This is a genomic window from Comamonas sp., assembly GCF_009360615.1.
GTDB lineage: Bacteria > Pseudomonadota > Gammaproteobacteria > Burkholderiales > Burkholderiaceae_C > Comamonas.
The window spans coordinates 12514-34400 of record NZ_SPEY01000001.1; the positions used below are offsets into that span (position 1 = coordinate 12514).

The 21887-nt window shown below is 61.4% G+C and carries 15 protein-coding genes and 1 pseudogene; 6 read left to right on the plus strand and 10 right to left on the minus strand.

Going from position 1 to position 21887, the window contains the following annotated elements:
• Positions 1-40: 40 nt before the first annotated feature.
• Both E2583_RS00075 and E2583_RS00080 read right to left on the minus strand, forming a co-directional pair.
• Positions 41-713: pseudogene (locus tag E2583_RS00075) on the minus strand (IS3 family transposase); the annotation flags it as partial.
• A gap of 258 nt (positions 714-971) precedes the next feature.
• Positions 972-1103 carry a hypothetical protein gene (locus E2583_RS00080; protein WP_291592011.1) on the minus strand — a complete coding sequence of 44 codons (132 nt, stop codon included), beginning with the start codon at positions 1101-1103 and terminating at the stop codon, positions 972-974.
• A 335-nt stretch (positions 1104-1438) separates the two neighbouring features.
• Between E2583_RS00080 and E2583_RS00085 the strand changes: the two genes are divergently transcribed.
• Positions 1439-2353, plus strand: coding sequence for an EAL domain-containing protein (locus E2583_RS00085; protein ID WP_291592013.1), 915 nt, complete (start codon positions 1439-1441; stop codon positions 2351-2353).
• A 276-nt stretch (positions 2354-2629) separates the two neighbouring features.
• On the opposite strand, the gene E2583_RS00090 is transcribed toward E2583_RS00085, so the two are convergent.
• Positions 2630-3391, minus strand: coding sequence for a response regulator transcription factor (locus E2583_RS00090; RefSeq protein ID WP_366007697.1), 762 nt, complete (start codon positions 3389-3391; stop codon positions 2630-2632).
• 360 nt (positions 3392-3751) lie between these two features.
• Here E2583_RS00090 and E2583_RS00095 point away from each other — a divergent pair, with 360 nt between their 5' ends.
• Positions 3752-6250: an ATP-binding protein gene (locus E2583_RS00095; RefSeq protein ID WP_291592014.1), complete on the plus strand. Its 2499-nt coding sequence runs from the start codon at positions 3752-3754 to the stop codon at positions 6248-6250.
• Positions 6251-6290: 40 nt separating this feature from the next.
• Here the strand turns inward: E2583_RS00095 and E2583_RS00100 are convergent, their stop codons facing one another.
• The 7 genes from E2583_RS00100 to rpe form a co-directional block, all read right to left on the minus strand.
• The gene (locus tag E2583_RS00100) at positions 6291-8444 is read right to left on the minus strand and encodes an ATP-binding protein (RefSeq protein ID WP_291592015.1); all 2154 of its coding nucleotides are present in this window, start codon (positions 8442-8444) and stop codon (positions 6291-6293) included.
• Positions 8445-8500: 56 nt separating this feature from the next.
• Positions 8501-9667, minus strand: a complete 1167-nt coding sequence (locus E2583_RS00105) for a CfaE/CblD family pilus tip adhesin (protein WP_291592016.1) — start codon at positions 9665-9667, stop codon at positions 8501-8503.
• A 75-nt stretch (positions 9668-9742) separates the two neighbouring features.
• Positions 9743-12445, minus strand: coding sequence for a cable pilus usher protein CblC (cblC, locus tag E2583_RS00110; protein ID WP_291592017.1), 2703 nt, complete (start codon positions 12443-12445; stop codon positions 9743-9745).
• 111 nt (positions 12446-12556) lie between these two features.
• Positions 12557-13069 carry a cable pilus major pilin CblA gene (gene cblA, locus E2583_RS00115; RefSeq protein WP_291592018.1) on the minus strand — a complete coding sequence of 171 codons (513 nt, stop codon included), beginning with the start codon at positions 13067-13069 and terminating at the stop codon, positions 12557-12559.
• Positions 13070-13072: 3 nt separating this feature from the next.
• Entirely contained in the window at positions 13073-13894 is an 822-nt protein-coding gene (locus tag E2583_RS00120; protein ID WP_291592020.1) for a fimbrial protein, read from the minus strand.
• Between the two features lie 1256 nt (positions 13895-15150).
• Complete coding sequence (locus E2583_RS24635) at positions 15151-15333, minus strand: TniQ family protein (RefSeq protein WP_367158575.1); 183 nt, start codon at positions 15331-15333, stop codon at positions 15151-15153.
• Positions 15334-16024: 691 nt separating this feature from the next.
• The gene (rpe, locus tag E2583_RS00125) at positions 16025-16705 is read right to left on the minus strand and encodes a ribulose-phosphate 3-epimerase (protein WP_291592021.1); all 681 of its coding nucleotides are present in this window, start codon (positions 16703-16705) and stop codon (positions 16025-16027) included.
• A gap of 31 nt (positions 16706-16736) precedes the next feature.
• Here rpe and apaG point away from each other — a divergent pair, with 31 nt between their 5' ends.
• From apaG to E2583_RS00145, 4 genes are all read left to right on the plus strand, one after another.
• The gene (apaG, locus tag E2583_RS00130) at positions 16737-17144 is read left to right on the plus strand and encodes a Co2+/Mg2+ efflux protein ApaG (protein ID WP_291592023.1); all 408 of its coding nucleotides are present in this window, start codon (positions 16737-16739) and stop codon (positions 17142-17144) included.
• A gap of 18 nt (positions 17145-17162) precedes the next feature.
• Positions 17163-19130, plus strand: a complete 1968-nt coding sequence (locus E2583_RS00135) for a site-specific recombinase (protein ID WP_291592025.1) — start codon at positions 17163-17165, stop codon at positions 19128-19130.
• A 62-nt stretch (positions 19131-19192) separates the two neighbouring features.
• Positions 19193-20170 carry a thiamine-phosphate kinase gene (thiL, locus tag E2583_RS00140; protein ID WP_291592027.1) on the plus strand — a complete coding sequence of 326 codons (978 nt, stop codon included), beginning with the start codon at positions 19193-19195 and terminating at the stop codon, positions 20168-20170.
• A gap of 99 nt (positions 20171-20269) precedes the next feature.
• Positions 20270-21886, plus strand: coding sequence for a mucoidy inhibitor MuiA family protein (locus E2583_RS00145; protein ID WP_291592029.1), 1617 nt, complete (start codon positions 20270-20272; stop codon positions 21884-21886).
• Position 21887 lies beyond the last annotated feature (1 nt).

Consider the following 21887-nt stretch of genomic DNA (forward strand, 5'->3'; position numbering starts at 1 on the left):
GTTTCGTCGACACCAGCCTAAGCTTCTCGAGCATCCTCGACTCTATCGGACTGATGTACCCAAGTGTCGCGCGCCGACGCGTCGGGTTGCAGAACCGCCCGACGTAGCCGAACACATCTGATCTTGCTTGCGCGGGCGGTAGACCTTGCGAGCCGTGCGCTCCGTCTTCAGGCGCCTGAAGAAGCTTTCCATTGCCGAGTTGTCCCAGACTTCGCCAGCACGGCTCATATTGCAGACGATGCCTTGCTCATTCAGCAGACACTGGAAGTGCTCGCTGGTGCTCTGGCTGCACTGGGCAGAGTGATGCAGCAATTCCTGCGGCCGTCCACGACGCCAAACAGCCATCATCAGCGCACCAGCCGCGAGTTGGCTGGTCATGCTGGAATGCATCGACCAACCCACGATGCGTCGCGAGTACCGCTCCCCCAATACCGCCACATACAGCCAGCCTTCAGCCGTCCGGATGCAGGTAACGTCGTCCACCCACTTGCGGTTCGGCGCATCAGCCTGGAACTGGCGGTCCAGCAAGTTGTCGGCGATGGCACTGCACTCGCCATGGTCCTTGGGCAGGCCTCGGCGACACCGCCGTGCGCGTAGCGCCTGTTCACGCATCAGTCGCTCAATGCGGGTCAGTCCGCAGTGCCCCCCCCCAATGCCAGCACGTCATGCGAGATGCGCCGTGCTCCGTATGCTCGGTCGCTACCCAAGAAGGCGCAGCTTGCGCCACTGCAACGCCTCGCTCGGTCACCGAGCTTGACCGCTTCAGCCTTGAATTTCGGGCTGAACTGCCGTCTCGTCCCCATAAACCACCTCCGGTTTCATCTTCCGCCTTGACAAGGTGTCTTTGAGACCGGCAGCAGCCCTGGGCCCAGCAGGGCCCTTTTCCACCACACCAACAAGTACGGCGGCAACGCCTTGACGGCGAAGGCAACGACTATCGAGGCGGCGGCGATGGGCCCCAAAGGTGAGTGTCAGCGCGCAAAAAACTGCACATAGCGGGGCTCCGAAAGGCCCATCCAAATGACAAACACCGATATGCCTTCCAACACGCTGGCGTCGTCGGTCAGTGCCCGGATGTAGCCCACGCCGCCCTGGTCAGCCATGTCCGTCGGCCTACAGGAAGAGCGCAGACGCCGAGGCCTTCGACAGCTCGCCAGGTTTTTCGGACTGATCCGATATACCCAGCTCGATCTCTTACGCATACTGAGATACAGCAGTCAAGTGCATCGCAACAACGATATTTCCTGACTTTTGCCAGCAGCACTCGCAGCCCGCTCCCGACGGAGCCACCGGGGCACTGGTGACCGACCTCACCGCCCTTGCGAGACCTCGCTTCGCTACATGTGGCGCGCAGAGGCCGAGTTGCGACACGAAACACACAGTGAAAGCGGAGTGTGCGCAGAAAGTATGTCAGCCTTCGCTAGGAATGGAGTAAATCATGAAGGACGTCTTCGCCAAGAGCGTTGAGGTTGCAACAATGCCTTGCACGAGCCGACTCGTTGATCGAATCTGCGACGGAGTCTTGGCCAGGGAGTTCTCGGTTGCCTTCCAACCGATCGTGGACGTGGACTCTGGTCGTACGGTAGGCGCCGAAGCGCTATTGCGCTGGCAACATCCGGAGTTCGGTCAACTCTTGCCCGGGACATTCGCCAAAGCACTTCTTGCACCTGAAGCCGCATGGGCAACGACGGCGTTTGTGATCGACGAAGTGTGCAGACAACTGAACGCTTCGCTGGCCACTGCTTCAACGAGTTTTCCTGAAGGTGGAGCCCGGCTGCAGTTCGTGTCGTTCAATGTTTTGCCTTCCCAACTGCAGGGCACAAGACTTGAAACGCTGATTCGCGAGGCACTTTCAAAGCATCGTGTCAGGCCGTCGCTGATTCTGATCGAATTGCTCGAGTGCGAGTCAATAGCTGACCAAGCCAAGCTGCAGCAGGACATTGAAAGGCTCCGGAAGCTGGGTGTGCGCGTGGCCATTGACGACTTCGGTAGCGGCTCATGGACCTTGTGCGATCTGGCAAACCTGAAGGTCGATGTCGTCAAGCTCAGCGGCAAGCTGGTAAAACGAGCCCCTTTGGATGCGAGAAGGTGGCTAATTCTTGGCGGCATGATCGGTTTGCTTTCGGATCTCGGTTTCGCCACGGTCGTGGAGGGGATCGAGTCAACGGACCAGCGCGCTTGGATTGAAACGCAGAGGCCTGTTATGGCCCAAGGCTATGGCTATGCAAGGCCTCAACCATGCCTACGCTCGGCACTACGTACCGACGAATCGCTGCGCCGCATTGCTTCATCCGCAACACCTCCCGCTACTCACGCAATGGTTCCGATCGAAAAATTGTGCAATGTGCTGTAGAGACGCCCTTCTGTCCGCCGCCTGCTCTGGCCTTGCAGGCTGTTTGCATAACCCATACTGCGACTCTTAAAGGTGCGTACGTCTGTGTGTGGGCAAGGATTCACCCCCACCGTGGCAGTGGCCGCTCGGACTGGTCTCAAGCACTTCGCCAGAAGCTAACTCTCAGATCTAGAAACCGCAGTCGCCCTGCTCAACCAGGCAAGCCACGCGGGACATCGCACAGGTTGCGTCATGCATGCTCAAAACCACGTTTCAATGCCACCCCAAAGAAAGCACTCACTTGCCCTCAAGCATCTTGCGGGACGCAAACAGCTCGACGTCGCTGCGGATGCCAAGCTTGCGAAATGCTGCTTGCTTTTGCGTGCTGATCGTCTTTCGGCTTCGGGAGAATTTCGCCGCGATGTCGGACACAGACATACCCGCGAGATAGCAGCGCAGCACTTCGTGCTCGCGCGGGCTGAGACGTAAGTCCGCGGACAGACCTGAATCGGGTGCTGGTGCGCTCTCACTGCTCGCGTTTTTTTTCTCTATGCGAGGATCGGGCATCCCGCTCGACATAAGCTTGCCGGACAACTCGGTGCTGATGTACGGACGGCCTTTGGCGACAACGAAGATGGCTTGCGCGAGCTGACTGAGATTCTCGCTCTTGCCGAAGAAGCCGAGCGCCCCCGCACGCATCGTCATGTTGACGGTCGCTGGCGTATCGCTGCTCGACGTCATCAGAATCTTGCAATCCGGGAAACGCGTACTGACCAGCTTGATCAGATTGAGGCCGTCGATCTCGCCGGGACCGAGCGTGTAGTCGAGCAGCACAACGTCTGCATGATTTTCCTCGAGCCAGCAGATCAAGTCGCGCGATTTCGCGAAGCTCGCCACCACCGCAATATCAGTCCTGTCTGCCAGATAGCTGGAAATCCCATGCTGGACTACGGCATGGTCGTCCAGGATCACGACCCGGATCAACTGGTGTTCTGGCCTCATTGCTAACCCTTTCATTCTTGCGATATGGCTGTGGATGGCTGGCTGGTCTATAGTCATCGCAAGCCGCTATCAATGCGGTTGATTATCGTGATCAGACTACTGCCTTTCTGGGTAGTTCTTAACCCATCCGCATGAACCTGTCAGGGGGAGCCGCTTCCATCAATGGCACCCGAGGAGGTTCGGATAACGTCACAATTCGGTGTTTGCGATGGCAAGACAAGGGATGGCACGCGCCAGGCCGCATTGCGTTCACAATGCACGACCTGTAAAGGCTGGCTCGTCTCTCGACGTTAGGCGCCTTCAGCGCGGGCGATACTGCCTTAAAGGGGTGCAAAGATGCCGGATCGGCACCGCCGCCGGCGACAACGTGGCCGACTCGGTCACGCCCCAGCCAATAACGCGAAGAAGGACGTGAGCATGGGGAGTCTGAAGGGTCGCGCCGCTCTCATCGGCATCATGATCGGGTTGATGCCGATACCAGGAAGGGCGGCTGGCGCGCCGCAGTTTACGGCGGAGGAGCGGGCCTGGATCGTCGCGCACCCCGTAGTGCGCACCCGCGCCGATTTGAACTGGCGTCCGTTCGAATTCCGCGAAAACGGCAAGGTCGTCGGCGTGGTGCCGTCATATCTCGATGCCATCGCGCGGATCAGCGGGTTGCGCTTCGAGTATGTCGAAGATGTCCAGTGGCGCGACTCGGCGGACGCATTGCGCGCCGGCCGGATCGACATCATTCCCGATGTGACGTGGCGCAGCTCATCCGATGCCCTGAAGACGCCCAAGCCTGGCGCTGCCTCCGGCGCAGCGGCGCGTGGCGACACCACATCGCTCCGCAGCAACATCATCGTCGGCCGCCCCTATTTCGTCGGAACGGTTTTCGTCGTTGCGTCCGAACGCCTGAATCTGTTCGTCGACTTCCGCAATCTCGCTGGCCAGCGTGTCGCGATCAAGGGTGGGGGGGCACTCGAAGCCGCGATCCGGCAAGGTGACATCCCCATGAGCCTGTTGGTCTACGACAACGAACGTGACGCGCTGGCGGCCGTCTCCGACGGAGACGCGGACGTTGCCATCGGCCCCGACATGTCGATCCTGCCGCTGCTGCAGCGGCAATTCCGCAACAAGCTGTTCGTGTCGGGCGGCCTGCCGGACAGTCCATATGCACTCGCGATCGCGACGCGCCACGACATGCCGGTACTCGCGTCGATTCTCGACAAGTCGCTCGCGGCAATTCCGGCGCGCGACGCCGAGCTCATTGCACGTCAATGGATCGAGTCGGCCGACTACGGTAAGCCGTCACTGCACTCGATCCTTTACTACCGGCGCTGGCAGGTCGCGGCGGTCGGGAGCGGTCTGCTCGCGTTGGCGGCAATCGCACTCGTTTCCTGGCGCTCGCGTGTCGCGGCAGTACGCAGCGAGCGCGACAAGGCGATGTTCCTCGCGTTCATCAGCCATGAGATCCGCACGCCGATGCACACGATCCTGTCTTCGCTGGAATTGCTGCAACGCGCGAAGCTGCCGCCGAAGCAGGCCGGTCGCGCGGACGCGGCACTGGCTGCGTCAGAGTCGCTGCTGACACTGCTCGACGACATCCTCGACTACTCGCGCCTCGAATCTCGGAACGTGACGCTCGTACCGGAGCCCACGTACGTCCAACCCTGGGTGCAGCGTAGCGCAGACATGGTGCGCTGGCGGGTCGATGAGAAGAAGCTGGGCCTCGCGCTCGAACTCGCGTGTCCTCCCGGACTGTGCATACTGATCGACCCTGTGCGCACCCGGCAGATCGTGCTGAATCTGCTCGTCAACGCGATCAAGTTCACATCCACCGGATCGATTGCGCTGCGCGTCGACTATCTCGAAGGCAAACAGGACCGTACCGGCTCGCTTGTGATCGAGGTCCGCGACACCGGAATCGGCATTCCGCCCCAGCATCAGCGAGCAATCTTCGAGCCCTACCGACGAGTCGAGCAATCGGGTAACCGTCGCGTCGGCGGCAGCGGGCTGGGGCTGTCGATCTGCCGCGAACTGGTCGGCCTGATGAAGGGTGTGATTACTGTCAGCAGCAGTCCTGATCTGGGGACCATCTTCACAGTGATCCTGCCAGTGCAACGCAGCGCGCACGCGCCAATGGCCGGCACAGCAGATGCGCGCGAGGCGACAGAGGACGTCGACACGCCGCCACCGACCCGCAATGGCCCGATGATCCTGGTCGTCGACGACCACGAGGCGGTTCAACACGCAATCCAGCATCAGCTCGACGCGCTCGCGTGCCGCTCGGCCGTTGCAGACACTGGCGAGCAGGCGCTCGCGCAGTTTGCCCGCACAGCGTTTGATATGGTACTGCTCGACTGCGACCTGCCCGACATCGACGGCTATACGGTCGTGCAACGCATGCGCGATGACGAACGCCTGCAACAGCGCACGCGCACGCCCATCATCGCGATTTCAGCGTCGACCGGAGATACACATCGCGAACGGTGCTTCGACAGTGGCATGGACGGCGTGCTGGGCAAGCCGCTGCGGCTCGAAGCACTGCGTCAGATGATCGACCTGTGGTGCCCGAATGGCGTCATGAACAGGAGCGTGCCGACGGAGGAAGGCTCGCAATCGGCGAAAACCGATTTCCGGGAGATCTATAGGCAAAGCGTCGACACCGATCTGGCTGAGCTCGGCAGTGCGTTGTCGAATGGCGATGCGGATCGTGCACTTCATGCGTCGCACCGCATCAAGGGTGCAGCCGCCGTTGCCGGCCATGCGGCGACAAGCGAGCTGGCAGCCGAACTCGAGCGCCGGTTACAGTTCGCATCCGGCAGCATGCCATCAAGCATCCATGCGCTCGGTGACGAGCTGCTACGCCTGCATCGCGCCGATATGGCCGGGCAGGGTGCCGCCGGGTGCGAGTCGGGCGGCCCCGATACGTAGACGTCCCGCATGGCTGGAAACCCGGCTGCCGGTCACGCGCTTATGGCAGGGTCGACACCACCAGTGTGTTATCCACATCGCTGGAGCACCACCGCGCGATCGCCTGCCGAAGTGTTTCGAGCCGCAGCGGCTTGCCCAGCACACCGTCCATCCCGCTTGCCAGACAATGCATCCTGTGGGTATCACAGGATTCCGCCGAGATCGCGATGATCGGAACGCGCAAGGCCTTTCGCGCGGCTTCCTCCTGACGGATCATCCGCGCGAGAGCATAGCCGTCGATGTCGGGCAGATTGCAATCGAGCAGCACCATGTCAATCCGGCCCCCTGCAAGGTGCCGCAGCGCTTCCTCTCCTGAACCGGCCGCGATGCCAACGCAGCCGAGCGCCTCGCACTGATCCTGCAGCGCGACACGCACTGCCTCGTGATCATCGACGATCAGGACGTACGCTGTGCCGCGATGCAACGGCTCGGCCGTTGTATCGCCCTGTGCCAGCACTGCACTGGCCGATCGCGCCGGGGGAATGCCCTCCGCTGCAGGAACCGGCAATTGCACCGTGAATACCGTTTCGACATGCGGTGTGCTTTCTACCGAGATCGAGCCGCGCATCAACTCGACGAGCTCCCGACAGATCGCGAGCCCGAGTCCACTGCCCCCGTTGCCTGATTGCGGCGCGCGATTGGCCTGCCAGTAGGTTTCGAAAACGTGGCCCAAGCGATCAGGGGCGATGCCGGTTCCGGTGTCGCGCACTTCGAGGTACAACGTACCGTTGCGGCTGTGACGGGCAGGCAGATATCCCACTTGCAGCGTAACGGCACCGACAGAAGTGAAATTGATTGCGTTGACGAGCAGATTCAGCACGATCTGGCGCACGCGCACAGGATCAATCGACACCAGCATCGATGACGGCCCCGACACATCGAGCTTCAACGCAAGAGCCTTTCGGTCCGCACGCCAGCGCACCATGTCGACGGTCTTGCGGGCCCAGGCGTCGAGCTCGACCGTTTGCGGCGACAGCGTGACCTTGCGCGATTCGAGGCGCGAGTAGTCCAAGATGTCGTCGAGCAGTGTCAGCAGCGTTTCCGATGCCGATGCAGCCGCGTCCACGCGGCCTGCCTGCTGCACGGAAAGCTGCGAACGCTGCAGGAATTCGAGCGAAGACAGGACCGTCTGCATCGGAGTGCGGATCTCGTGACTGACGAACGCGAGGAACTTCGCCTTGTCGCGTTTGCTGCGGATGGCAGCCGCACGGGATCTCCACATCAGGTAGGCGAGCACCCCAAACGTCAGCAAGGTCAGGATGATCGCCAGCACTGCCGGCGCACGGTAATGCACGATCGAGCGAATCGTCGGCTTGCCGTAGTCGCCCAGCTCAATCGAGTCTCGCGTGATTCTGGCCGTCTCGCTGACAGGAATGGCTGCGAGCGACTTGTCGATGATCGATGCGAGGATCGGCAGGTCGACGCGCGAGAGCATCGCAAGCGACACCGGGCGGTCGGCCAGCATGCCGGACATATAGAGCTGACCGGTGTATCGTCGGCGCATGATAGGCAGGATCGTGACGTCAATGCCGAGCGCGGCATCGGCTTCGCCGTTGGCGACTGCGGCTAACGCGAGTTCTTCGGTGTCGAAGGTCAGTACGTGGAGCGGCACCGCGCTGTGGTGAACGAAGTATTCGACCGCACCACGCCCCTTGATCGCGATGCGCCGGCCCATCAGCCGTTGCAGCCCGAAAATCATCGCCGAGTTGTTGCGCGTCACGACGGTCAGCCGCCCGACCAGATACGGCGCACTGACCAGCGCATCGGAGCCGACGCGGTCCGGAATCAGCTCGCGCCAGACACCTGGGAGCAGATCAACCTTGCCGGCCGCGAGTGCCTCGTATGCATGCCCCCATTCAGTGCCCGGCACCGTACGGAACTCAAGGCCGGTCATCTTCGAGATCGCGTTCAGGTAGCCGGCGACGAGCCCTGCATGCCCGCCGTTGCGCATGTATTCGATCGGATGCCAGTTCGCCTCGACCGCGATATGGACGACCGGGTGGTCACCGATCCACCGAAGCTCTTCGTCTGTGAAGGGCGGCTTCCAGCAGCCGGTCGCTGCGCCCGCACCGACCGAGACGGTCAGCAGCATCGTCGCCAACACGTGGCGAAGCATGCGCCACACCGGGCGATGTGCGGAGGACCTTGCTTCCATGATCGATTCGTTTGGGATAAAGGCGTTCGGCACCCGCTTCAAGAGCGCCGAATGTGCTAGAGACTGGCGGACGACGGCGTAAACGTGATCGTCAGCTTGTGGCTGTACTTGCCCGGACGCTTCCAGACCGACTGGAATTCGGGCGTCTCCAGCGTCAACGGCGTCGGCGTGCAGACGACCGGCACCGAAATCCCCGGCAGCGTGACTGATCGGCCGCCGCTGTTGTTCACACCCTGAAGCCGCACCGTCTCGTTGTTCGGCAGCGCGATCTTCTTGCCTGCGTAGGTCAGGCTCGCGGTGTAGTCGACACGCGATTCGTAGGCACCGCTCTTGTCCTTGTCGAGCAACACGGAATACAGGCCTTTGTCGCGGCGGTCGACCGTAAGACCATCGCTCGCCGACACGTCGAACCAGGTACTCTGCGAGTTGTAGCCGTCGTACAGGCACATGTCGACGTTCGACATGCCCGACATCCGACTGCCGTTCGGCAGCTTGCGCAGCCCGAGGTCGACGGTGGGTATGGCGCTCGTGAAACCCGGCAGATAGACCTGAATGTTGTTCTTGTCAGTGGTATCCAGCGTGATCGCCGCCTTGAAGATGCCCAGCGTCGGGTTCGCGCCGGAATCAGCCCACTTCCTCAGGTTCAACCACAGGTTCGCTTTCCAGGTTCCGCCGGATGGGAGCTTCTTCAGCTCTGCGGAGGGAATCTTCACAAAGAGTACACGCCCGTCCCAGCCGATGGAGTCGCAACCGGCGACGGTGGCGCTCTGCGCCATTTCCATCGGTTTTCGGGCAATCGACACGACCCCGGAAACGACACCGCCGCTGCAATCCCGGTGACGTTGGTAAGCGTTTGCGCCTTCAAGAGTCAGTACGGCCGTCGCCCCGGTATTCTCTTCCTTGAACGAAAGCTTGATGTCGGTCGACGTGCCCGACTTCGACCATACCGGTTCGGTCGGGCATGCGCCGTTCGCCGTATCGGTCGACGATTGGCAAGTCCAGGAATTTCGTCCCCATTTGTTGAACTCGCTCGTATCGTAGCCGCCCGATGCCTTGTCGAAGATCACGACATCGCCCACTGGCGTACCACGATCGCGAATGGCCTGCGTCGTATCGTCGCGCCCCGCCGGCTGTTCCATGACCGCCGATGCATCGAGCGAGAGCACGCCCATCGCGACCGCGAGGACGATTGCCCGGCAACGGGTTCGATTGATCTGATGCATATGAATGGCTGTTTCCTTGTTTTTTCGGCGTCGCACGCAACAACATGCTGTGCCTTCTGGCGCACGTCGTGCGCGTCATTGCGAAGAATTGGTCACATCCGTGGTCCGCGCCTGCATCGCCATCACGTAACGACGCTCCAGCAGCTTGCGCACGCGAGCCTGCTTGCGCAGCGACTCGGGCAACACGTCCGGCCCGGCCACTTCGCAGCGCACCTCGCCCACCATCATCAGCACGTCCTGCTGGCGCTTGACCTGCAGCGGGCAGCGCATCAGCGTCGAACCGTCGACGACGAACAGTTCGCTTTGCTTCTGATCCATTTCGGCAATGAAGCCACCCTGGCTGTCGATGAGAGGCATCGCACCATTGAGAATCACGCCGTCCGACAGCGGCGCGCCGCCCTTCGAGAAGGCCTGGCCAACATAGGTGTATGTCACCTTTGCATTGACGTCGCGCAGCGCGAGCTGTCCGGGTACCATGAACAGCGTGCGCTTGCCGAGCCCCTCGGTCACGCTCGTTAAGCCTGCGGCCGCCTGCGCGCCCGCGTCGCTCACTTCGGTAGTCACCGGCGTGAAGGCCGACACCGGCAGCAGCGCGCGTTGCCCGAAACCCACTTTGATCCGCGCGCTCGAATCGCTATGCACCTCGGCCGCCATGCCGCTCGCATCGTCGTGCCTGGCGACCCGTACGGCAAAGCCCGCCAGCGGATCCGACTGCGACGCGGATGCGCCGAGAAATACGCCCTGCCGCGCCACCGCGAACGACGACGAATAGCTCGCCGTCACTGACGGATTGTTGCCGCCGCTGTCGCGGCTGTAGCTGTTCGCAACCGCCCCGGCGAAATCGCCGTAGCGCCCCTTCCAGCGGCCCTGCACGGTGCCCGTCAGGTTGTCGACGCCGTCACCCGACAGGCCGAGCGCGAGCTCCCGGTAGGTATCGCCCTGCCAGTTCCAGTTCCGGTCTAGCGTGTAATGCGTCTTCGTGCTGTTGCGATCCGTGCGAACGTCGACGCCCGCCGAGGTATAGGCGGACGCACGCTGCGCCTGCATCGCGGGCTCGGCCATCGACAGCGTCACGCCGACGTAGCCGCCATAGTCGTTGCGGGCGCCCGCGTTGCGGTTCGCGTACGCGCCAATCCGCAGGTTTGCGCTGATCTTGCGCCATGTCAGGGATCGCGACAGCGCGACCTGAAGCGCACGCGACACCTGGTTCCCCTGATGGGCAACAGGTGTCGCCCACGGGCGATCCGACATGTCGGCCAGGCGGTAAGGCGATTGCCCCGCGCTTTTGTTGTATGTGTAGCCGAGCATCGCCGACCAATTTCCGAGGGGCAAGGACACGTTCGCGTTCAACATGTCGTAGCAACCGATGTCGCGATACGATGCCGACTGGCCGCTGCACGCAGCGCCGCGCATCTGGTAGCGATAAACGCTCCATGACACGCCGTCGACGAACGATATCTGTTGCGTGTTGCCACGCGACCCGTCGTTCCCGGCGAAGAACGAACCACCGGCTGAGAGCACTCCCTGGGGAAATGCATGACGCCACTCCAGCGCCGTTTCGTTGTAGACGTGTCGGCCGACGCTCGCGATGCCGCTCGTCAGCGCCATCCCGCGCAATAGCGGAATCCGCACGCCGGCAGCCGTGGCCATGCTGTCCGACACATCCCGGCCGGACGTGCGGCCGGCCTGTGCAAACCATTGCCGCGTGCGCGAATTGACACCGCCGCCTGTCTTTGTGAAGGGGGTCGTCTGCGTGCGCGCCTGCACGCCATTCTCGAACACGCGCAGCGTCAGCGGGTACGTACCATCCGGAAAACGCGACGTATCGAGCGCATTGACGCCGGCCTTCATATAGACCGTCCCGAGCAGCTCCTGCCCGCGGTATGCATCGATGCGCGAGTCGCGCGGCAGCAGCAGCGTGACCGGCGTGCCCTGCTGTGCAACCTCCGGATTCACATAGGCCAGCGTCGTACCGACGCGCACGCCGTCGAGCGTGCCGACCGGCAGCATGGTGAACCCGAAGTTGCCGCCGAGCGCACTCGCCAGATTACGGTTGTCCATGCGGCCGGCCTGCGCGTAGTGCTCTGTTCCAAGATCGTGGCGATAGTAGAGATCCCGAAGCAGGATCTGGCGGTCCGATCCTCTCGAATAATCCGAATGGGTAAAGCTCCAGTTTCCTCCGACGAAGCTCGCCGGCGTGAGGCCAAGCGCCCCCGTGCCGGACACGGACAGGCTGTTGTAGCCACGCCCGCCCGACAGGTTGATCGTCTGCTGATGGATCAGCGCGTTCTCCGTCATCGGCGAAGGCTCGCGAAAGCGCTGGTCGCGCTCTTCAGTGCTCACCCAGTCGCGCGACAGGAACAACTCGATGTTTCCGTCGCTTTCGTCGTAAATCACGGCCGCGCTATCCGTGTCGACATACCCGCAGCCGTTCACGCCCGCCTGCCCTGCGCAAGCGCGGCTGCCGTTGCGCGCCATCTCCATCGACAACGCATCGCCGATCAGCGATACGTCCACCGCCGGATCGATCTGCGAGCCGAGCGCCTGCAATAAGAGTCCGGGTTGCTCGAACCGCACGGTGTCCGGCGTCACGAAGACGTGAAACAAGCCAAGCGGCTTGCCGAGAAAATTGACGTTGATTCGCTCGTCATGCCCCGTCATGATGTCCTCGAAACCCGGCGGCACAGCTGAAACGGCATATACGGAGGACGCGAGGCCCAACGCACATAAAGCGCTCAGGCATGCGACAACGGTTTTCTTGAGGTCGAATGGAACCATGCGGAAGCAGGAAATTGTTTCAAAAGACAAAAAAAGGGCGCGTCGCTCAGACGCGCCCGTCGAGAAACAGGGCGCGCAGCTCAGACGCGCCCGTTGATGCTGCGAAGAGACTTAGGGTGCCGACGCCGCGCTCTGCGTGAGGATCACGCTGACGAGGCCCTGATAGCTGCCGGACGCTGTGACGGCTTCGGCAGCCTTCTGGCTGATGGACAGCGGCAGCACATTCGAGCCCTGCGCCAGTTCACCGGGGAAAAGTTCCGCAGTCTTCAGCGTCACCGCCGTCGTGCTCAGCGCCGTGTCGCCCAGCGAAACCGTCAGCGGAATTTCCTTTGCGCCGGGGCTTGTCTGGTTCTTCAGCGACGGCTCGGCCGCGAGACGGATCTGCAGATCCTTCGCCTTGTCGTTCGTGAAGATCTTCGCGTTGACTACAGCGGCCTGGAGACCCGTACCCGGCAGATATTGCATCTGCATGGTCGCCGGCAATGCCGAGCCGTCCGCCGACAGCATTTCGAGCGTCGTGTCGATGTTGGCAGTGACGGTGATGTCCTTTTGAACGGCGTGGGCCGACATCGACATCAGGGCGGCAGCAGCTGTTGCGGCAGTGATCGAAGCGTATTTCAGCATTGGTTAATCCTTCTGGTTGGTTGAAACATTGGTGTGACCCGTTTGGGTTTCGTTGTTCGCGCTCGGCGCGTTCATCGTGTCGACGGAATGCGTACGCACAACCTTCTGCTGTACACCCGCCACTCCCTCCACTCGATATCGGATTCGCACATAAGGTGCGGAATTCAGTCCGTCCATCCTGAACTGCTGGTCTGGATAGACGCTGCGTTCAAATCTCACTTGCTGGCATGACGCTTCTTTTCGGTCGCTCTGGCACACATCGGCGTCAATCAACCCGATCCGGACGTTGCCGGTGTTGGTCAGAATGCCGTTAGCCACATCGAAATCGGGCACAGGCGTCTTGGGCAACACACGAATGAGCGGTGCCCACACGAGACTGAAGTTGACCTTGCCGGACACATCGTCCTTCGCTGCGGACTCGTCATCGGATGGCGCTGCCGCTGGCTGCAGGTAGACGCGATACAGCAACTCCTTCTGCGGCGCGCCCAGCGGAATCACTCGCACAAGCCGCGTACCACCGGCCGGCAATGCGAACTTCGCCGGCGAGATCACGATCGCGTCGTTGCCGGAGTTCATGCCGACCTCCTCGCGCTCGTGGTCCGTCGCCGGGTCGATCACGCGCTTCGCGATCACTTTCACGTATTGCGTCGTGTCAGATTTCGAATAGATTCGCAGCTCCGCAGTCTGCTTCTTGTCAACCCCGATCGACGCCGCCATCGGATAAACCTGCATGTTCGCCCTGACGATCGGCGAAACAAGCAACATTCCGATCGCAGTGATCAATGCCGCTGCAATATGGTATTTATCTTCAAATATGATCTGCATAACTTTTTAATGAAAATATGCGGCGCTCATGCGTTAATCGATCTATATAGGCACCGCGTGCTAAAACACGCTTTAGGGTCCATAAATCCAGACAACCATCGGGACACAACGCTTTGCGATGCAATATTTAGATGGTATTTTTACCAATAGCTCAGACAAGGTATATAAGAATTGGACTAAAAATGCCCGATGATCGGGTCATTTACTCGCTCGGAGTCGCAGACGAAGCCGCAATAGCCTACTAACCAGACGATTACGCGCGACGGGACTCCGGGAGGCAGTAATCGCGATCAGGAAAATAGGGGGGTAGAGCCGCCCCCCAAAGGCTGCCAAATGTCATTGGCTGACGAGCGGCACGGCGAAATGCGCAGACGAATGAATGGGCCTATATGAGGTGGCCACGACCTGGGTGACCACTCTATGGCGCATCGAACCTCTCGCGGAAGGCGGTAGTTCGGTGCACAGCGGGGGGCTGCTCGTTGCAACACTCAAAGGCAATGATGAGGATGAGCGCGCAATCCACCCAACGGCTCAAAATTCTCCAGGAAATCCTGGTGCTATCCAGTTTACGATTTAAACCGGCAAAAGAACGATATTTTCACACACCGGTATTTTGGAAGCAACGCTCTCACCGCATCCTCACCCAACTCCGACTTCATAGAATTGAGAAATTGATACCATGCCAGGTGGGCTGTAGATTACGCAAGACCTGTGCAGCAGCTGCCGTTTTAATACCCAAAGGTTTGATCAATACATCTTTAATTCGACCTCCAAGCCATAGATTAAATGCATGCTGCTTAACAACAGACGCAGAATCCAAGGTACTGGAATGGCCGCCTGGCATCACCTCGGACGATCTTTTCCCAACGAAGATTTCCGGGTAGAGAACTCGCATTGCGTGATGCAGAGAAATTCTTACGAAAAGATATCGATCATCGCTTCCGAAAATGTTTCCCTAGCTGTCAAGGGCATATCTATTCAATTTCATATCTGCTTTGATGATGAAAGCTCTCTTTCGCGGCACAGAAAATTCAGCAACCCTTCTGAGCACTCATCCAAGACGAAAATCCCGAGATAAACATTGATGCCTGACTGCTCCATAAAATTTGCCGAAAATTATTTCCCTGTGTCTCAAACGCTGTTGCGATATTCTGAATGAGCGCTCGATATGCATCTCGCACAACGATATCTTCACCACAAAAATCAGAACTGTTGGACTCCGGACGTGCGTCACCGGGAAGACGGAAAAGGTGTACTCACCCTATTGCCGTACCACAGACCCTGCACATCGAAAGCAAAGGATCGCCATGAATATGACAGACACGAACCTGGGAAATCCGATGAACAATTTTCCAGCTTGTGAAACCATACGCGTCTGACTCTTCATCCGCACAGCACTCACACCAACGAAGATTCTGAACACTTCCAGCCCCGACCATGGAATCGTTAGCGCTGCCGGGAATCAACAATTTTCGAGACTATCAGCCTTGTTCTGTGCGAGATGCAGGCATCAAAAATGCGTGTGCTGGCGCAGCAGGTCCGGAGGTGTGAGGGCTCCTCCAAAGTATGTCCGGCTAACATAACCAGCATTCCATCCCATTGACAGAGGAACATTTGAGCCGCTCGGAAAAATAAGGAAACTTGCAACTTTTCCCTTTTCGAAAGGCGGCTTGAAGAGCGATGTCTAGGAACCAGTGCAGTCTAGCGACCCGTTCCACTTTTTAGCGTGGCTTCAGCCCCGGCCATTGGATTTTTCAAATTTATTCCTGCCATTCTTCACATGGCAGGACGTGAATTGCGAAATTTTCCAGCTATCACCAACGGAGTGATATCAAAAGCACTCCACCTTGACTCTGAGCCGGGAGATTTTATATTCAACGTTATTCAGTTGCCCCACCAGGGCGGTGACAGGAGCAGGCAGATTCAGCTTCATACAACTCTCGATTCAATCGCTGCTCCCGATTTTCAATATTGGGCTTGCAGCCAAAAACACTAAAGCACTCATGCCCAGCCCCTCAAAGCCACGCTCATCCATACACTGCCCTCGACAAGCCGGGACTGCGAACGGGATACCGGCGGCATTGCCACGCCACTGCGAGGGCGCTGCCCTTCGGGCTGGGGCCGCGGAAGTCAGGCCAGGTTCTTGCGCATGGTGTCGATGACAGCCTTGTAATCCGGCTTTCCGAAGATGGCGCTGCCGGCCACAAAGGTGTCGGCACCGGCGTCGGCCACGGCGCGGATATTGGCTTCCTTGATGCCGCCATCCACTTCCAGGCGGATATCCTTGCCGCTGGCTTCAATACGCTTGCGAGCGGCTTCCACCTTGCGCAGCGTGCTGTCGATGAAGCTCTGGCCGCCGAAGCCGGGGTTCACGCTCATCAAGAGAATCAGGTCGATGTCTTCGATCACCCAGTCCAGCACGTCCAGCGACGCGGCGGGATTGAACACCAGACCGGCCTTGCAGCCATGGCTTTTGATGTTCTGGATGCTGCGGTGCACATGCTGGGACGCGTCGGGGTGAAAGCTGATGTAGTCCGCACCTGCCTTGGCAAAGGCCGTGGCGAGATCGTCCACGGGCTGCACCATCAGATGCACGTCGATGGGCACGGGCTTGCCATCGGGCGTGACCGCGTGGGGCTTCAAGGCCTCACAGATCATGGGGCCGAAGGTCAGGTTGGGCACGTAATGATTGTCCATCACGTCAAAGTGGATCCAGTCGGCGCCGGCCGCAATGACATTACGCACTTCTTCACCCAGACGGGCGAAGTCGGCTGACAGGATAGAGGGGGCAATACGGTAGGTGGGGCTCATGGATGCCAATTGTCGCAGTTACCATTAGCTCATGCCGATGAATGAGTTTCTGGTCCAAGTCCAGCCCGCCTACCTGCCCGAGCAATCCGCCCCGGCCGCCGGCGTCTATGTGTTTTCCTACACCATTACCGTCACCAACACGGGTGAGGTGCCGGCGCAGCTGATTGCGCGGCACTGGATCATCACCAACGAGCTGGGCCATGTCGAAGAGGTCAGGGGCCTGGGCGTGGTGGGCCGACAGCCGCTGTTGCAGCCCGGTGAATCCTTCGAGTACAGCAGCGGCTGCCAGCTGCGCACGCCCACGGGCACCATGCGGGGAAGCTATCTCTGCGTGAATCACGAGGGCGAGACCTTCGAATGCGAAGTTCCGCTTTTCGTATTGCAGATGAACGGGTCCGGCGACCCCATGCCCATGCCGGAAAAACGCATTCTGCACTGAGGCCTGCCCCACATTTGCATGAAGAAAAGCACTCTTGATCTGCCCGGCCTGATGGCCACACTGGACCCCGATGCCGGCCTTGCACAACGCCATCTGTGGCTGATCCATCTGGCCGAGTGGATTCGCGCGGCCCAGCCCTCAGTCGAGGGCGCCGTGCAGCGTGTGAAACAGGTCGTGGAGGCCTTCGAGGCCGACCCCGAGGCTCTGTCCCGCCTGCGCCGCTGGAGCCAGACGCTGATGGAGACCGTGGATATCACCGCTTTGCTGGCCGATTTCGGCTTCGCCCCGCGCACGGCCATGGCCAGCGAGGTCGCCGAGCGCCTGCGCTACAAGCTGCTGCCCAGCACGCCCGAGACCGAGGACGCCTCCGAGCTGTTCATGCTGGTCTTTCCGGACCGTTTCGACGCCCGCTGGCTGCATGCGCTGGACAGCCAACTCATGGCCCGCATCACCACCTTGCTGACCCCGCAACAGCTCGAAGAAGGCGTGAGCTTCTGGGAGCGCAACCTGCTGGATGCCATCACCTATTGCGCGGGCCAGATTCTCTCCACCGGGTTTGCTCCCGAGTTGCGTCTGCGCATGAGCGAGCAGGCGCGCGAGGACAAGCCGTTTCATGCGCTGATCCACGATGTGGAAAACCTACGCGTGGAAGTCATGCTGCCGCTGCGCACCACCGACAGGCGCGACGCCGCTGCAGCGCAGTTGCGCGAGCGGCTCGAGGCCTGCCGCACTGCCGTGTCGTCGGTGTACTCCTATGTCGAGGCCGAAGGCATTTCCGTCGGCTTGATCTTCCGACTGCGCCAGGTGCGTGCGCGCATTCTGCGCATTCGCCGCCTGCTCGATTGCCTGCTGGCCGAAGACCGTGCCTACGAGACGTCCGAGCTGCTCTCCAACCTGGTGGCCGTGGGCATAGAGCGGCGCAGCGTGCGCGCACTGATGTCCACCAATTCCTCCCTGCTGGCCGCCAAGGTGGCCGAGCGCAGCGCCGAAACCGGCGAGCACTACATCACGCGTGACGGCAGCGAATACCGCAAGATGGTGGCCAAGGCTGCGGGCGGCGGCCTGGTGATGGCCTTCACCACGCTGGCCAAGTTTGCGCTGTACGCACTGGGCCTGTCCGTCTTCTGGTCCGGACTGGCAGCGGGCCTGAACTACGCCATCAGCTTTGTGCTGATCCAGATGCTGCACTTCACGGTGGCCACCAAGCAGCCGGCCATGACGGCACCGGCCATGGCGGCCAAGCTCAAGGACATTCAAAGCGATGGCTCCATCCAGGAATTCGTCGATGAAGTCGCCCATCTGGTGCGCTCCCAGGTGGCCGCCATCCTGGGCAACGTGCTCATCGTCTTCCCGGGGGCGCTGCTGCTGTCGCTGGGCTATGCCTACCTTGTCGGTCACCAGGCACTCAGCACCCCGCATGCGCGCCAGGTGCTGGATTCGCTGAGTCTGCTGGGGCCATCCGTGCTTTTCGCCGCCTTCACCGGCGTGCTGCTGTTTGTCAGCAGCCTGATTGCGGGCGGTGCGGAAAACTGGTTCGTGCTGCGCAATATCGATTCGGTGATTCGCTACAACCCGGGCATCACCCGCTTTCTGGGCACGGCTCGCGCCGATCGCTGGGCGCGCTTCTTGCGCAAGAACGTCTCCAGCCTGGCCTCGAATATCTCGCTGGGCTTCATGCTGGGCCTGGTGCCCGCATTTGCAGCCTTCTTCGGTCTGGGCCTGGAAGTGCGCCACGTCACCTTGTCCACCGGGCAGATCGGCGTGGCCGTGGCATCGCTGGGCCGGGAGGTGCTGCATGACAACCTGCTGTGGTGGGCCGTGGCCATGCTGCCCTTCAACGCGGCGCTGAATGTGGGAGTGAGCTTTTATCTGGCTTTCCGTGTCGCCCTGCGTGCCCACAACGTCAGCGGTGTGGACCGCTCGCGCATCTACAAGGCCATACGCCAGCGCTTCTGGCGCAGGCCGCTGAGCTTTTTCTGGCCTTGACCTTTAACCGCCGCCGTCCGGCGGCCCACCAGGCCGCAGCATTGCGGGCGGCCGGAGACCTCATGGGTGAATTCGATCTGATCCGCCGCTATTTCCAGCGCCCCGTGCGTCGCGCAGCCCTGGGCGTGGGCGACGATTGCGCGCTGCTGGCCCCGGCCCCTGGCATGCAGCTGGCCATCTCCAGCGACATGCTGGTCGAGGGCCGCCACTTCTTTGCCGATGTGAACCCGCGCCTGCTCGGTCACAAGGCTCTGGCCGTCAACCTCAGCGATCTGGCCGCCAGCGGCGCCCGGCCTCTGGCGTTCACGCTGGCCCTCTCCCTGCCCCGCGCCGACGAAGCCTGGATCAGCGAGTTTGCAGCCGGGCTGCTGACCCTGGCCGATGCCCATGACTGCGAACTCATCGGCGGGGACACCACGGGCGGCCCGCTCAATATCTGCATTACCGTGTTCGGCGAAGTCCCTGCCGGCCAGGCCTTGCTGCGCAGCGGCGCCAGGGCCGGCGATGAGATCTGGGTCAGCGGCACTCTGGGCGACGCGCGCCTGGCACTGGAGGCCATGCTGGGCCATGTGTCCTTGCCTGCCGAGCTGCTGCAGCAGGCCCGCCAGCGGCTGGAAGCACCGACGCCGCGCGTGGCGCTGGGCCTTGCGCTGCGCGGCCTTGCCAGCAGTGCGCTGGATGTCAGCGACGGTCTGCTCGGCGATCTCGGCCATATCCTGGAACTGTCCCAGGTTGGCGCCACGGTAGACAGCCGACGCACTACTCCTTTGATAGCTGCAAGCACTTATCCTCAAAGCGCCATATGGCAACTAGATTCAAAACTGCAGCAGCAATGCACGCTGGCCGGCGGCGATGACTACGAGCTGTGCTTTACTGCCACCGCAGCCCGGCATGCCGACGTGCTGGCAGCAGGCGCTGCCAGCGGCACGCCGGTGCATCGCATAGGCCGCATCGATGCCGAGCCGGGTCTGCGCGTGATCGGTGCGGACGGCGCCCTGCTGCAAAACCGCTGGAAGTCCTTCGACCACTTCGGCGGATGAACGCAAGAAACGCGGTCCGGACGCAAGAGGCGCCAGGAAAGGGATAGGAAACCGCCTGGGGTAAGCTCAAGCTCTGTTCACTGCCCACAAGAGCTGCCAATGCGTTCAAGCCGTCTTCTGCCTGTGTCCATGGTCTGTGTCGCAGCTGCTCTGCCCGGGCTCGCCCTGGCCGACGCCAGCAGCCTCAGTGTCTCGGGCAATCGCGCGCCTATCACCGAAGTCACGCTCTATCCCGGCATCGCCGCCGTACAGCGCGAGGCACGCATCGAAGCCCAGACCCGCCTGCTCAGCTTTGAATGCCTGCCCGCCAGTGTGGATACGCAAAGCCTGCAGATCAGCAGCGACGAAGGCGTGCGCGTGGGTGAGATCAAGACCCTGATGCAGTCCAGGCAGATGGCTGCCAAGGAATGCAACAGCCCGCTGGATCAGCAGATTCGCAGCCTTGAGGATCAGCTTGCGAGCATCGAGGCCGAAGAAGGAGCCGCCAGGCTGGTGGGCGACTTTCTGCAGGGCATGAGCAAGCCTGGCGACGAAGCCAGGATCAGCCCCGCTCAGATCGCCGGCACCAGCCAGGTCCTGCGCCAGACCAGCCGCGACAACAGCCTGCGTGCCCACCAGATTCAGCGTCAGAAGCAGGACCTGCTGGCACAGCTGCAGCCCCTGCGCCAGGAGCGCGACCGCACGGGCTCCGAGCAGTCTCAGGTCATGAAAGTCAGCGTGCAGCTGGCCAGCGCACGCGCGGCCAATGTGCGCCTGAGCTATCAGGTGCGTGGCCCCAGCTGGCAGCCCAGCTACCGCGCGCAGTTGAACACCACCAAGCAGCAGGTGCAGCTGGAGCGCCAGGCCCTGGTCGTGCAGGCCAGTGGCGAGGACTGGAGCAATGTGCGCCTGCGCCTGTCCACCGGCCAGCCCGGCCGCAGCACCCAGGGTGTCATGCCACGCCCCTGGACGGTGGATATCGCCCAGCCGATGCCCCCCGCCGCTCCGGCACCAGCCCCTGTCGCCATGATGGCGCGCAGCAGTGCCGGCACCATGCGCGAAGTGGCCGCAGCCCCGGACTTGCCGGTGCTCGATGTCTCCAGCATCAACACGGCCTACAGCACGCAATTCATCGTGCCGTACAAGATCAGCGTGCCCTCCAGCGCCGAGCGGATCACGCTGACGCTAGGTCAGGAAAATCTGGCGACCAGCTTGCTGACCCGCACCGCGCCGGCCATGGAAGAGGCTGCCTATCTGATTGCCACGCTGCAGGCTCCGCCAGGCATCTGGCCGGCAGGCCCGGTGGCGCTGCTGCGCGACGACGCGCTGGTTGGCAATGGCAGGCTGGACTTCGGCAATGCCCAGGCGCTGGCACAGGGACTGTCTTTTGGTCGCGATGACAACGTGGTGATACGCCGCCTGCCTGCGCAAAGCCACACCGGCAGCGGTGGTTGGGCCAGCAGCAAGACCGAGCGCAGCATCGTGCGCAACTATGCCGTGGAAAACCGCCACAACCAGCCCATTGCGCTGCAGGTGCTGGACTCGGCCCCTGTTTCGCGCAATGAGCAGATCAAGGTGCAGTCACAGTACAGCCCGCAGCCCGCCACCACCAGCTGGAATGCGCAAAACGGCATGGTTGCCTGGGAGCAGAATCTGGCCGCCCGCAGCACGGCACAGTTCCAGGCCACGCACCAGATCCGCTTCCCCGAAAACCAGCCCATCACCGGTCTGCAATAAG